The 13,384-nt window shown below is 41.1% G+C and carries 18 protein-coding genes, 1 tRNA gene, 1 rRNA gene and 1 other RNA gene; 1 reads left to right on the top strand and 20 read right to left on the bottom strand.

Annotation, left to right across the window (positions count from 1 at the left end):
• Nucleotides 1-58: 58 nt before the first annotated feature.
• The 8 genes from DB729_RS08130 to DB729_RS08095 all read right to left on the bottom strand — a co-directional run bounded on the left by DB729_RS08130 (nucleotide 59) and on the right by DB729_RS08095 (nucleotide 4,472).
• Nucleotides 59-268 carry a hypothetical protein gene (locus DB729_RS08130; protein ID WP_000869800.1) on the bottom strand — a complete coding sequence of 70 codons (210 nt, stop codon included), beginning with the start codon at nucleotides 266-268 and terminating at the stop codon, nucleotides 59-61.
• A 24-nt stretch (nucleotides 269-292) separates the two neighbouring features.
• Nucleotides 293-481, bottom strand: a complete 189-nt coding sequence (locus DB729_RS08125) for a hypothetical protein (protein ID WP_109290224.1) — start codon at nucleotides 479-481, stop codon at nucleotides 293-295.
• A 9-nt stretch (nucleotides 482-490) separates the two neighbouring features.
• Nucleotides 491-658 carry a bacteriocin gene (locus DB729_RS08120; protein WP_000415691.1) on the bottom strand — a complete coding sequence of 56 codons (168 nt, stop codon included), beginning with the start codon at nucleotides 656-658 and terminating at the stop codon, nucleotides 491-493.
• A 17-nt stretch (nucleotides 659-675) separates the two neighbouring features.
• Nucleotides 676-864 carry a class IIb bacteriocin, lactobin A/cerein 7B family gene (locus DB729_RS08115; protein WP_049501355.1) on the bottom strand — a complete coding sequence of 63 codons (189 nt, stop codon included), beginning with the start codon at nucleotides 862-864 and terminating at the stop codon, nucleotides 676-678.
• 440 nt (nucleotides 865-1,304) lie between these two features.
• Nucleotides 1,305-1,541 (bottom strand): acyl carrier protein, encoded by a 237-nt coding sequence (locus tag DB729_RS08110; protein ID WP_000136435.1) that lies wholly within the window; start codon nucleotides 1,539-1,541, stop codon nucleotides 1,305-1,307.
• A 5-nt stretch (nucleotides 1,542-1,546) separates the two neighbouring features.
• Nucleotides 1,547-2,539, bottom strand: a complete 993-nt coding sequence (gene plsX / locus DB729_RS08105; RefSeq protein WP_109290223.1) for a phosphate acyltransferase PlsX — start codon at nucleotides 2,537-2,539, stop codon at nucleotides 1,547-1,549.
• The gene (recO, locus tag DB729_RS08100; RefSeq protein WP_096422951.1) at nucleotides 2,536-3,306 is read right to left on the bottom strand and encodes a DNA repair protein RecO; all 771 of its coding nucleotides are present in this window, start codon (nucleotides 3,304-3,306) and stop codon (nucleotides 2,536-2,538) included. The genes plsX and recO overlap by 4 nt, the downstream gene beginning before the upstream one ends.
• Nucleotides 3,303-4,472 (bottom strand): pyridoxal phosphate-dependent aminotransferase, encoded by a 1,170-nt coding sequence (locus DB729_RS08095; protein WP_045616604.1) that lies wholly within the window; start codon nucleotides 4,470-4,472, stop codon nucleotides 3,303-3,305. Before DB729_RS08095 ends, recO begins: the two co-directional genes overlap by 4 nt.
• Nucleotides 4,473-4,620: 148 nt before the next feature.
• Here DB729_RS08095 and DB729_RS08090 point away from each other — a divergent pair, with 148 nt between their 5' ends.
• Entirely contained in the window at nucleotides 4,621-5,631 is a 1,011-nt protein-coding gene (locus tag DB729_RS08090; RefSeq protein WP_109290222.1) for a YeiH family protein, read from the top strand.
• Between the two features lie 29 nt (nucleotides 5,632-5,660).
• Here the strand turns inward: DB729_RS08090 and DB729_RS08085 are convergent, their stop codons facing one another.
• The 12 genes from DB729_RS08085 to rrf form a co-directional block, all read right to left on the bottom strand.
• A complete protein-coding gene (locus DB729_RS08085) occupies nucleotides 5,661-6,098 on the bottom strand; it encodes a CoA-binding protein (protein ID WP_109290221.1) in 438 nt (145 codons plus the stop codon).
• 119 nt (nucleotides 6,099-6,217) lie between these two features.
• Entirely contained in the window at nucleotides 6,218-7,186 is a 969-nt protein-coding gene (locus tag DB729_RS08080) for a ribose-phosphate diphosphokinase (RefSeq protein ID WP_000010175.1), read from the bottom strand.
• Between the two features lie 213 nt (nucleotides 7,187-7,399).
• Nucleotides 7,400-7,894, bottom strand: coding sequence for a beta-class carbonic anhydrase (locus DB729_RS08075; protein ID WP_002876632.1), 495 nt, complete (start codon nucleotides 7,892-7,894; stop codon nucleotides 7,400-7,402).
• Nucleotides 7,895-7,966: 72 nt separating this feature from the next.
• Entirely contained in the window at nucleotides 7,967-9,328 is a 1,362-nt protein-coding gene (gene radA / locus DB729_RS08070; RefSeq protein ID WP_081021137.1) for a DNA repair protein RadA, read from the bottom strand.
• Nucleotides 9,329-9,341: 13 nt separating this feature from the next.
• Nucleotides 9,342-9,881, bottom strand: a complete 540-nt coding sequence (locus tag DB729_RS08065; RefSeq protein WP_000691249.1) for a histidine phosphatase family protein — start codon at nucleotides 9,879-9,881, stop codon at nucleotides 9,342-9,344.
• Nucleotide 9,882: 1 nt separating this feature from the next.
• Nucleotides 9,883-10,326: a dUTP diphosphatase gene (locus DB729_RS08060; RefSeq protein ID WP_000701988.1), complete on the bottom strand. Its 444-nt coding sequence runs from the start codon at nucleotides 10,324-10,326 to the stop codon at nucleotides 9,883-9,885.
• Between the two features lie 58 nt (nucleotides 10,327-10,384).
• Nucleotides 10,385-10,478, bottom strand: an RNA gene (gene ffs / locus DB729_RS08055) — signal recognition particle sRNA small type.
• Between the two features lie 32 nt (nucleotides 10,479-10,510).
• On the bottom strand, nucleotides 10,511-10,978 hold the full coding sequence (gene tadA, locus DB729_RS08050; RefSeq protein ID WP_033583534.1) for a tRNA adenosine(34) deaminase TadA: 468 nt from the start codon (nucleotides 10,976-10,978) through the stop codon (nucleotides 10,511-10,513).
• A 197-nt stretch (nucleotides 10,979-11,175) separates the two neighbouring features.
• Nucleotides 11,176-12,462, bottom strand: a complete 1,287-nt coding sequence (locus tag DB729_RS08045) for an adenylosuccinate synthase (RefSeq protein WP_033583615.1) — start codon at nucleotides 12,460-12,462, stop codon at nucleotides 11,176-11,178.
• A 242-nt stretch (nucleotides 12,463-12,704) separates the two neighbouring features.
• Complete coding sequence (gene comW, locus DB729_RS09495) at nucleotides 12,705-12,941, bottom strand: sigma(X)-activator ComW (RefSeq protein WP_000939505.1); 237 nt, start codon at nucleotides 12,939-12,941, stop codon at nucleotides 12,705-12,707.
• Nucleotides 12,942-13,207: 266 nt separating this feature from the next.
• Nucleotides 13,208-13,281 (bottom strand) — tRNA-Asn (locus DB729_RS08035).
• Between the two features lie 5 nt (nucleotides 13,282-13,286).
• Nucleotides 13,287-13,384 (bottom strand): 5S ribosomal RNA (gene rrf / locus DB729_RS08030); the annotation flags it as partial.

The raw sequence follows: 13,384 nt of genomic DNA, 5'->3' as shown, positions 1-13,384 counted from the left end.
AGAACGAAAGTTCTGCCTGCTTAAAGCAACCGTTAAAAAATGAATGCCCAGAAATAAATTATTCTGAAATGATATTTTCTTTACTTTTATAAAGTAAGATAAAGGTCATCAAAAATAATGAAATCGTAGGTATATCAAAACATTCAAACCATGTAGGTAAATTTATTTTGTTTACATCAGCCACAATTCTAATCATTAGATAAGCCATTGAACTAAACAATACAATAAACTCTGGCCAAGCTTTTTGTAGTAATTGAACGACTTTCATCTCAAACTCCGATCTGATGGTTCATCAATTCCCTATCTTACTTTCTTTTGTTTTGTACTTGTATACTAGATAAAACAGACCAAGTAGAATTGGATAGGTTTCTGGATAAAACAGAGTATTGATCGGATTTTTCATAATCAAATACGTTGCGATATAAAGAATAATCGATACGACAAAATACCCCTCAGCAAATCCTAATAAGATTTTTTTCATAGCAGACTCCTATTTACCTGAAAAGAGTGCTCGAGTTGTTAAAATAGCTCCACCTGTATATACAAAACCTTTTACAAAACCAACTGCCACAGGGATAAGAAGGGGAAAGGCTCCCCCTTGAATTTCCTGCAAGTCCGTATCAGTCATTGTTTCAAATTTTAAAATAGATTTTTCCATATCATCTCCTCCTTCTATTACCATCTACCCGTCACATAATTATAACCTGCAATTCCTGCTGCAGTAATTCCACCAGCAATTTTAGCTGCTGTCACAGGATTAGCAATCACCCAAGCTACAATCGGCCATGCTCCCCCATTCACATCCGTCAACTCTTCTTCTGTAAGAGCTACAAAGTTCTGTTCCATGTTGTCAAAATTTGTCATCTTTTTTCTCCTTATTTTTTCTATATAATATTTAATCTTTAACCTCTAAGCCACTTAAATAGCCAGATTGGGTAAATTACTGAAATCATTTCCTTCTCTCCTTCCTTTTCTTCTCACTTTTTTATTCGAGAAGTAATTTAAAATGAACAGGTAAATTTCATTTATTTTAAATACCATTTGATCAACCATGGCAATAAGATTGGTAAATACATCACATAGTCTCCTTCCCTTTTCCTTACCTATCTATTCGAAAAACAATTCGAAAATGAACAATTCATTCATTTTTATTTTAAAAACCACTTAATGAACCACGGATAAAAACCAATCACATACATAAATGTTCCTCCTTTTTCTTTCTCATCTCTTTATTCGCAATTTCTACTAAAAGTTTCTCTTTTTTCTGCAAATAAAAAACAACATGATTTGCATGTTGCTTTTGGCTATTTTTTATCTTTAATAATCGCTACTACATCCGCTACACTTTGAAGTTGATCGATTTCCTCATCAGTGATTTCGATACCAAATTCATCTTCTAGTGTCAAGACAAACTCCATCAAGTCCACTGAGTCCGCATCTAGATCGTCTTTCAAACTTAAGGCTTCTGTTACGGCAAAGTCTTCTCCCTGTCTCTCTTGGATAATGGTTACAATACGGTCAAAAATTTCTTTTTCTGTCATCTTTTTTATTCTCCTGAAAATTCACGCGCAGTCTGGGCGACTACGTCTGTTTCTAGCATGGTACGAATCTGGCGAATCGTACTATACACAGCCTTGGCATCACTTGAGCCATGAGTCTTGACAACCGGTGCCTTAACACCAAACAAGACCGCTCCACCAACATCTGAATAGTTGAGTTGCTTTTTCAAACCTTTAAGGCTATCCTTGAGAAGAAGAGCACCTAGTTTCGCTCGAAGACCACCACCTGTGATAGCTGTCTTAAGCAAGCCCATGATACCCATGGCTGTCCCTTCAATAGATTTGAGAACAGCGTTTCCCGTGAAACCATCTGCCACAACAACATCCGCAACGCCATTCATCAAATCACGCGCTTCCACGTTTCCGACAAAATTCAAGCTTTTATCAGCTGCTAGCAAGGCGTAGGTTTCCTTACGAAGGGGATCACCCTTGCTGCTTTCTGTTCCATTGTTGAGCAAACCAACACGTGGTTTCGAAATCCCACGAACATTTTTCGCATAAAAGGAACCCAAAACAGCGTATTGGTGCAGATGATGGGCTGTATTTTCCGCATTGGCTCCAAGGTCTAGCATGTCAAAGCCTTTGCCATCAATGGTCGGTAAGGTCGACATGAGTCCAGGACGGTCGATATTCTTGATACGACCTACAATGAAGAATCCTGCAGCCAACAAGGCACCTGTATTCCCAGCCGAGAGGACAGCGTCTGCCTCTCCTTCTTTGACTGCCTTAGCCGCTAATACCATACTGGCATTTTTCTTCTTACGAATAGCTTTTGTAGGTTCATCATCAAAATCAATCTTCTCATCCGTATGGATAATGCTGACACGTTCTGTCGCTGTTAGATATTGCTTGATTTTGCTTTCGTCTCCATAGAGTTGAACCTCAATATCTGAAAAGTCAGCCAGGGCTTGATTGACACCCTCAACGATAGCTTGAGGTGCATAATCGCCCCCCATAGCATCTACTGCAATTTTTTTCATTTGTCTTCCTCTTTTAGTAATTGTCCCCAGTCTGCTAGGGAATCAATAAATTTCTTTGATTTTAGGTGAATTCCAACATACTCTTCGTAGATTTGATCTATAAACTTGCGCAAGTCTTGCTTAATTTCGGGCTTGAGCGAAATGGTCTCCAAGGTCTCAAAATCAATGGCTTGAAATTGATTGAGTAGATAAGGGATATTGGGATTGAGATGGCAACGTCTCTCATCTTCATGATAATGCTCTGGGCAGAGGCAGGCTCCATATTTGAAAGAAAAGTCAAAAGCCTGACCGATCCGATGGCAAAAGACACACTCATTAAAATTAAGGCTAATCCCAAATCGGGTCAAGATTTGAATTTCAAAAATATTGGTCAAAACCTGATAATCCAAACCCTCTTCCATCAACTCCAAAGTCTTTTGCAAAAAAGTAAACAAGGGAGCATCCTGCTGGTTATCCTGCAAACTAGCATCTGCAAGAGCAGCAACATAGGTCGCATAAGCCATGACAAAGAGATCACTATTAATCTTAGGAAAGGTCATCACCTCATGGTAGTCCTCGATATAGCTGAGCCCATCATCATTGATTCGTAAGAGAAATCGCGCCAACACCAAGGGCTGAATAACCGGAGCTAGTTTGGACTGACCAGCGTGTTTGACGAAAAACATGCGCTTGCCAGCCTGCTCGGTAAAAATCTTGACTAACTTGTCATCCTCACGAAAATTACGATTGTAGAGCACCAAGCCTTGACTCGTGATAGACTGAATCATGCTTCTCTCATGTACTCCTCAAGTCGTTTCATGGCTTCTTTGATAGTCTCCATGCTAGCTGCATAAGATAGGCGAACATAGCCTTCTCCGTAGCGTCCAAAGGCGGCACCAGGGATAAAGGCAACAGCCTTCTTCTGAGCAAAATCCTTCAGAAAAGCAAAGGAATCTTGATTGTAGCCAGCAGGAATCTTAGCAAAGATATAGAAGGCACCGTCTGGTTTGATAATCTCAAAACCAAGAGCAGTCATTTTCTCGATAATATAATCACGACGCTGAATGTACTCCTTCTTCATAGGCTCCGCGTCGTTTTTACCCGCCGTCAAAGCCTCCACCGCAGCATGTTGAGCCATAGTGTTTGCGGCAGTTACCAAGTACTGGTGACTCTTAATTAACTGAGCTGTAAAGGCCACAGGAGCAAAGATAAAGCCTAAACGCCAACCTGTCATAGCATGAGACTTAGATAAACCATTGATAATAATAGCCTGATCTCTCAGCATAGTTCCCAAAGATACATGGGCTTCGCCTGTATAGGTTAATTCTGAGTAAACCTCATCACAGACAACGAAAATCTCATACTTGCGTAAAACGTCCGCCAAGGCTTCCAACTGCTCCCGACTATAGGTAATTCCTGTCGGATTGGCTGGATAGTTGAGAATGACCGCCTTGAGCTTGTCGCCTTGCTCCAAAATGGCCTTTTCCAACATCTCAGGAGTCAAGACAAAACCATTTTCAGTCGTATCAATCTCGACAACCTCTGCCCCAACTAGATTGACAATCGGCTCATAACCTGGATAGGCAGGAGCTGGCAAGAGCACCTTATCTCCCTCTTCCAAAATAGCTGTCAAAGTAGCCGATAAAGCCTCTGTCGCCCCAATTGTAACCAAGATCTCATTTTCAGGATTGTAATCTAGCTGGTATTTTTCTTTTACAAAATCACTAGCTGCCTGACGTAATGTTAACAGACCACTCATCCCTGTATAGTAGGATTGGTTCTGGTCAATGGCCCGCTTAGCCGCTTCCTTAACATGATCTGGCGTTGTAAAATCAGGTTCTCCCAAGGTCAAACGCAGGACCCCAGGAATCTCCGAAATAGCCTGGTCAAACTGGCGAATCAAGGAAACTTGAATCTTATCTAATTGTTTATTAAAGCGCTTAGTTAAGTCCATAGATACCTCCTACTCTCAAAACGTATCTCTATTATACTACAAAAGCCCCCCGACCGCAAAAATACATTATATAATATCTTTCCACTTTCTATTTTACTTTTCCTGTTTACAGGTCTATAATGGTAACAGATTATGATTGGAGGTTTTTATGTCATTTCTATCAAAAAATGGAGCAGGCATCTTGGCCTGCCTTCTCATTTCTATCATTTCTTGGTTTCTAGGAGGACTTTTCCCCGTCGTGGGTGCACCCGTTTTTGCAATCTTTATAGGAATGCTCCTACACCCCTGGCTCTCCCCCTACAAACAACTAGATGCAGGTTTGACCTTTAGTTCCAAAAAATTACTCCAGTATGCTGTTATCTTGCTTGGTTTCGGTCTCAATATCTCGCAAGTCTTTGCAGTTGGACAAACTTCACTCCCTGTCATCCTATCAACAATTTCAATTTCCTTGATTGTTGCCTACCTCTTCCAGCGCTTCTTTGCACTGGATACAAAACTGGCTACCTTGATTGGAGTGGGGTCTTCGATCTGTGGAGGTTCTGCCATTGCGGCGACAGCGCCTGTTATCCATGCTAAGGAAAAGGAAGTCGCCCAAGCCATTTCCGTTATCTTTTTCTTCAATATCTTGGCTGCGCTCATCTTTCCAACTCTAGGAACCTGGCTTCATCTATCTAATGACGGCTTTGCTCTCTTTGCAGGAACTGCGGTCAATGATACTTCTTCTGTAACGGCCACAGCTAGTGCTTGGGACAGTCTTTATCAGACCAATACCCTCGAGTCTGCAACCATTGTTAAACTCACGCGCACCTTAGCGATCATTCCTATTACGCTCTTTCTCTCCTACTGGCAAAGTCGCCAACAAAAAAACAGCCAAGATTTCCAACTAAAAAAGGTCTTCCCACTTTTTATCCTTTATTTCATCCTGGCCTCTCTCTTAACGACTCTTCTCACCTCTCTCGGTGTGTCTAGTAGCTTCTTCACCCCTCTCAAACAACTCTCCAAATTCCTCATTATTATGGCCATGAGTGCTATCGGTCTCAAAACCAATCTAGTAGCTATGGTCAAATCCAGCGGTAAATCCATTCTTCTTGGAGCACTTTGCTGGATTGCCATCATCCTCACCAGTCTTGGCATGCAAGCATTGATTGGTACTTTATAATACAAAAAGGTAGCCTACTGGCTACCTTTTTATTGCTCAAGAATTAAGCGTGTGTGTTCTCTCTTGATACAGCGATTCATCACGATGTCATCGCATCCTCCAGCACGCAAGATTTCTTCCGCTTCTATATTTTCAAGTCCTAATTGCGCCCAAAAAATCTTGGCATCAGCCTTGAGAAAATCACGCGCCACATCTGGTAAAAACTCGCTCCGTCGGTATACATTGACAATGTCCACAGGAAAAGGAATCTCAGCTAGACTCGCATAAGCCTTCTCTCCCAAAATTTCCCCACCTGCAGCCTTGGGATTAACTGGAATGATTTTATAGCCTCGATCCTGCATTTCCTTGGTCACTCGATTGCTAGTTGTTTCTTCACGATCGGACAAGCCCACTACCGCTAACGTTTTACTGGTCTCCAGATACTGACGGATCACACCATCACTTGGATTGATAAATTCTTGACTCATAGAAATCCTCCTTTTTTCTCAGTATAGCATATTTTGAAAAGGCTTGCAGATTTTGACTATAAAAATCTCCTAGCAAGAAAAGAAGCCTGCTAGGAGAACGATCTATTTCAAGTGAAAGTTTAGATTTTTTTCTCGATACTAAATAACGGAGAAAGAGGACGTTTTTCGTGGATACGGATAATAGCGTCTCCCAAAAGATGAGCAATCGAAATTTGTTCAATCTTATCAATCAAACGCTCTTCTGGTAGGTAGATAGTATCCAAAACAACCAATTTCTTAATAGCTGATTTTTGGATATTGTCCATAGCTGGCCCAGAAAGAACTGGGTGCGTACAGCTTGCGTAAACTTCAACAGCACCTGCTTCAGCAAGAGCATCTGCCGCATGACAAATAGTTCCAGCTGTATCGATCATATCGTCAATCAAGATACAAGTCTTACCTTCTACCTTACCGATAATATTCATCACTTCACTGGTATTCATCTTGTCTACACTACGGCGTTTGTCAATAATCGCAATTGGAGTTTTCAAAAACTCTGCCAATTTACGAGCACGAGTCACCCCACCATGGTCTGGACTGACAACCACGTAGTCAGAGCCAACCATGCCACGACGTTCAAAATAGTCCGCAATCAAAGGAGCACCCATCAAGTGATCTACAGGAATATCAAAGAATCCCTGAATCTGCGCAGCATGCAAGTCGATTGTCAATAAACGATCCACTCCAGCTACTTCAAGCATATTTGCAACGAGTTTTGCAGTGATTGGCTCACGCGCGCGCGCCTTTCTATCCTGACGTGCATAGCCATAGTAGGGCATAACAACATTGACAGATTCTGCACTAGCACGCTTCAATGCGTCCACCATAATCAAAATTTCAAGTAAATTATCATTTACAGGTGAACTAGTTGATTGTAGGATAAAGACGTGTTTTCCACGGATTGATTCTTCAATGTTGACCTGAATCTCCCCATCTGAAAATTGGCGAACAGTCGATTTCCCCAACTCTATCCCAATTTCTTGCGCCACACGCTCTGCCAATTCTCTATTAGAAGAAAGGGCAAACAGCTTTAAATCAGAAAAAGACATGATTTCCTCCGGTATTTATGTATCACTTGTTTTTTCACAACATTTTCCATCTACCATTGTAGCGCTTTTTCCTTTATTTTTCAATCAAAAATAAAACAAGAGTAAACATTTATACCCTTGTTTTTTACTATTTTATATTAGCTATATTAAAACTAAAAATCCTATATTTTAACAATCGATTTTATGCTAGGATGAAATTTTTTCGAGACAAAGTTAGTATACTTCTCTCATACTTCCTGTATCCACATCATAGACAGCACCTGAAATAACCACATCATCAGGAATCAGTGGAGATTCTCGAAGCAATTGCATATCCTCTCTCACACTCTCTTCAACATCCTGAAATGGTAAAAAATCTTGATCAGACACATCAACCCCGAGCTCGTGTTTCAAATGTTCATGAAAACTTTCATTTTGAAAGGTTTGAGCTCCACAGTCTGTATGGTGAAGCACCACGATTTCTCTTGTCCCCATTTGTTGCTGGGAAATCACCAGTGAACGAATCATGTCCTCAGTTACTCGACCACCCGCATTCCGCAAGATATGAGCATCCCCAAGGGCCAAACCTAGAGCTTGCGCAACGTGCAGACGTGAGTCCATACAGGTCACGATCGCTACTCTGGTTTTGGGTTTAAGTGGCAGATTTAACTGCCCATGTAGGGCAACATAAGCCTGATTGGCTTGCATAAACTGTTCAAAATACGACACGATTCCCTCCTCAAAAATTTGATAATCAAATATTTCTCCTATCTTATCATTTTTAAGAGGATTTGTCACGGATTATGCAAAGACCTTTTTCAAAACTTCCTGAATAGTCGTCACACCAATAACTTCAATTTCCTTGGGTGGAGTGATTCCTGTCAAGGAATTCTTGGGTACATAAATCTTGGTAAAGCCCAGTTTTGCAGCTTCATTGATGCGTTGTTCGATACGATTCACGCGCCGAATCTCTCCAGTCAGGCCCAGTTCACCCACAAAACATTCCTGAGGATTGGTAGGCTTGTCTTTGTAGCTCGAAGCAATGGCAACCGCAACAGCCAAGTCAATCGCAGGTTCATCCAATTTCACGCCACCAGCAGATTTGAGATAGGCATCCTGATTTTGCAAGAGAAGCCCTGCCCGTTTTTCCAAAACAGCCATAATCAGACTTGCACGATTGAAATCAAGTCCTGTCGTCGTGCGTTTAGCATTTCCAAACATGGTTGGTGTTACCAAAGCCTGGACCTCCGCCAAAATCGGACGGGTCCCTTCCATGGTCACAACGATTGACGAGCCAGTAGCCCCATCCAAACGCTCCTCTAGGAAAACTTGACTCGGATTGAGTACCTCAACCAATCCGCCCGACTGCATCTCAAATATGCCAATCTCATTAGTCGAGCCAAAACGGTTTTTGACCGCTCTCAAGATACGGAAGGTATGGTGGCGTTCCCCTTCAAAGTAAAGCACCGTATCCACCATATGTTCCAACATACGTGGACCAGCCAAGGTTCCTTCCTTGGTCACATGCCCTACGATAAAAATAGCAATGTTATTAGTCTTCGCCAACTGCATGAGTTCAGCTGTCACCTCACGCACCTGAGAAACAGACCCCTGCACCCCTGAAATTTCAGGAGACATAATGGTCTGGATAGAGTCGATGATGAGAAAATCTGGTTGGATGCGCTCCACCTCAGCTCGAACGCTCTGCATATTGGTTTCTGCATAGAGATAAAACTCGCTATCAATATCTCCCAAGCGCTCTGCTCGTAGCTTAATCTGCTGAGCAGACTCCTCCCCACTGACATAGAGAACCGTACCCACTTGGGACAACTGGGTTGAAACTTGTAGGAGAAGGGTTGATTTCCCGATTCCTGGATCCCCACCGATAAGGACGAGACTCCCTGGTACCACTCCACCTCCAAGCACACGGTTGAATTCCTCCATCTCCGTCTTGGTTCGATTGACGTTGATTGAAGTCACCTCAGCCAGTTTCATAGGCTTGGTTTTCTCACCTGTCAAGGACACACGCGCATTCTTGACCTCTGCAACCTCAACCTCTTCTACAAAAGAAGACCAAGACCCACAGTTAGGACAACGTCCCAGATATTTAGGGGAATTATACCCACAATTTTGACATACAAATGTCGCTTTTTTCTTTGCGATGATAAACCTCTTTCTATATCTCTAACTCACACTCAATCACTTGGCAAAAATCAATCTTCTCATTTGGCACAAACTGGCGCATGAGCATTCCGTGAGTTACAATGATAATAGTTTTATAATTTTTATATTTTTCCAAAGTTCTTAAAAAACGATGACGCATCTCTAGATCAGTTTCATAGCGATAAGGAGAATCTTCAGATAAACCTCCTTGATGTTTTAGATAATATTCATGAGCTACCAATACACTAGTTAAATCAGAGTTAGTGCCATCTAAGTCTGGACGCCACTCATGAAAAAACGGCTCCACAAATAAGTCCAATCCTGTTTCAACTGCTATATAATGGGCTGTTTCTAAAGCCCTCGTCACAGACGATGAAATAATAATCTCTGCCTTTCCAAAACATGCAGTTTTAGCAACTTCTTTTGCCAGACTGCGACCTTTTCCTGTCAATGGTGCTAAATCACGACCAAAACCACTATAGAGTTGCGGATTTTCAAGTTTATCAAGCATACTATAATCTGGCTCCCCGTGGCGTACAAAGATAATTTTCATCTTAGTGCCCAGTCGAACCAAATCCACCTGTCCGAACCCCGTCTGCCTCATCTCCGTCTGCAATTAAGAAAGGCGCAAAGACAGCCTGAACCACACGTTCCCCAACTTCAAGAACTACTTCCTGGTCCGTAATATTTTTCATCTGAGCAAAGATATGTCCCTCATTCCCGGGATTGCCATAATAATCCCCATCAATAACTCCAACTGAGTTAATTAAAACCAAGCCCTTTTTACGAGGGTTTGAAGAGCGATCATAAAGGTAGAGGACCTCAGTTGGTTGCATATAAGCCTTAACCCCTGTCGGAACTAAGACAATCTCTCCTGGTGCGATCACCGTACGCACGGCAACCTTTAAGTCATAGCCAGCCGCATGAGCTGTCTCACGCTTGGGCAATAAATTTTCATCTGTAAAACTCGAAACCAATTCAAAACCACGAATTTTCATATTTTTCTCTTTTCTATTATCATTATTCTAGGCTATTTTATCTTATTTATTCGAAAAAAGCACGAAAAAAGAGCACACAATTCACATCGCTTAGGGCTGCTGGATTCCTCCCCTGACCCGCTTCACGCAGAACTGTTGCTCCACTATTTATTATACCACATTCCCCTCTGTTTTTAAAGAGAAATTATTTTTTCCGTCGATTTCGGAAAAAATCCTGCATAATCGCTGCACACTCACTCTCCAAAACTCCCGTTTCAACCTTTACACGATGATTGAGACGCTCATCTGTCAAAATATCATACAAACTTCCAGCTGCACCAAATTTCTGATTCTTAGCCCCGTAGACTACGTTTGGAATACGGGCAAGCCCGATTGCCCCACTACACATCACACAGGGCTCTATGGTCACAAAAAGGGTGCAATCTAGTAAACGCCAGCTCTCTTCACTCAGATTAGCATTCTCAATAGCCATGATTTCTGCATGCATGACTGCCCGTTGCAACTCCTCACGAGCATTATGCCCCCTACCAATGATTTCTCCATCCTTGACAATCACACAGCCAATTGGAATTTCATCGTGTTCTAGAGCAATTTCTGCCTCTTTCAAGGCCTCTCTCATGAAGCTTTCTTTTTCTTCAACTGTATAATTCATTGATTATTCCTTTTCCTACTTGTCGATTCTATTATATCATGATTCCCAAGACAAAAAAAGCCACCGAATGCGGTGACTTAATAGGGAGATTATTATGAAAAAGAAAAGTTTAGGATATTTGTTACAACAAGTTAGGAGGTCTTCTTGTAACTGTCTATAGTATACCCGACCTATCTTAAACTAATCTTAAAAATCTCCTATGACCAAACACTTTCTAAAATATTAGTTTGTTCACGATCAGGACCTACTGAGAAAGTAGAAATACGAACCCCAACCAACTCGCTTACACGACGAACATAGTTACGTGCATTCTCAGGAAGGTCTTCTAAATTACGGACTCCAGTGATATCTTCTGACCAACCTGGCAATTTCTCATAGATTGGCTTGCAGCGTTTCAACTGCTCAAGACTAGCAGGATAGTAGTCAATACGTTGACCATCAAGATCATAGGCCACACAGATTTTCACAGTATCCAAACCACTCAAAACATCTATAGAGTTCAATGAAAGATTGGTAATCCCAGATACACGGCGGCTGTGACGCATCACAACTGAGTCAAACCAACCCACACGACGTGGACGACCAGTTGTTGTACCGTATTCATGACCTACTTCGCGAATGCGATCTCCCACTTCATCAAACAATTCAGTCGGGAAAGGTCCGTCCCCTACACGACTCGTATAGGCTTTACAAACACCTACAACCTTGTCAATCTTACTTGGACCAACACCAGACCCAATTGTTACACCACCAGCGACAGGGTTTGAAGAAGTAACAAATGGATAAGTACCTTGGTCAATATCCAACATAACACCTTGCGCACCTTCAAACAGCACACGTTTGCCATTATCAAGCGCATCGTTCAAGATAACAGAAGTATCTGTCACGTATTGCTTGATTTGTTGACCATACTCATAATACTCTTCAAAAATATCATCAACTGAAATAGGTTCACTATCATACAATTTTTCAAACAAACGATTCTTTTCCGCAAGATTGCGTTCCAAACGCTCACGGAAAATTTCTTTATCCAAAAGATCTGCAATACGGATACCTACACGGGCTGCCTTGTCCATATAGGCTGGACCGATTCCCTTTATTGTAGTACCAATCTTATTGTCACCTTTAGCCTCTTCTTGCAAGCGATCCAACTCAATGTGGTAAGGCAAAATAACATGCGCACGATCAGAGATACGTAGATTATCTGTTGTAACACCTTCTTCATGCAGATAAGACAATTCTTTCACAAGAGATTTAGGGTTTACAACCATACCGTTTCCAATAACTGAAATTTTTTCAGGGAAGAAAATTCCAGATGGAATCAAGTGCAACTTAAACTTTTTACCATCAATAACAATGGTGTGACCTGCATTATCACCACCTTGGTAACGAGCAATCACTTCCGCATTGGCTGAAAGAAAATCTGTAATTTTTCCTTTACCTTCATCGCCCCATTGGGTACCTACAACAACAACTGAAGTCATAATAAATTTCGTCTGAGCTACTAGGAGCTCGTCCTTTCTCATACACATGGCAGGAATTTCACCCACAATTATATCTTACAACTTATTATAAGAAAAAAACACTTTTTTATCAAGAAGAAACAGTAGAAAAGATTTGGGATTTCTGTAAATAACAAAATCCAAAACCTTAAAAATTAAATAAAATCCTAAAAAATATAAAATCAATACAGATTATTGTTCGTGATATATGATTTATGAGTTTCTTATTGGATAAGAGTTGTACCACCTTGCAGGAATTCATCTAGATATAGACGATAAGCTGTTTTAAAGTGATATAGTGAAAAGTCCCTGTCACTTTTTATTTTAAATCGGATTAAATAATATAGTAAAAAACGAAGATGAAGTGATTCCCACTCAGCACAACTCTGGCCTAAAGAGGCATATTCTTGTTCAACTAGTTTCAAAAAAACAAATGCTCGGTCATAAAATTTCTGAAGCATATAAAAATTCCCTTTCTTATTACTAACACTAGTCTAACAAAAAAAGGAACTAAAAAAGCTTCAAATCCTATAAAAGAAGAATTTAAAGCTAAACGAACTAAAAATAAAATAAAGAGGTAATTATAGGTACAAAAACTAAGACTTAGATTTTCAACTATCTACTTCACTTAAAAGTCATAACTACCCGTCTATGTACTTCACCTGACGGAGCAAGACGAACTAATAGTCACATAAAAAAACGTTCAATTGAACGTTTTTTGTCAGTACTCCGCCAGTAGGACTCGAACCTACGACATCATGATTAACAGTCATGCGCTACTACCAACTGAGCTATGGCGGATAAAAGCTAAGCGACTTCCATATCTCACAGGGGGCAACCCCCAACTACTTCCGGCGTTCTAGGGCTTAACTGCTGTGTTCGGCATGGGTACAGGTGTATCTCC

It is taken from the genome of Streptococcus halitosis (assembly GCF_003143695.2).
GTDB classification, from domain to species: domain Bacteria; phylum Bacillota; class Bacilli; order Lactobacillales; family Streptococcaceae; genus Streptococcus; species Streptococcus halitosis.
This window is presented reverse-complemented; position numbering and strand designations above follow the sequence as displayed.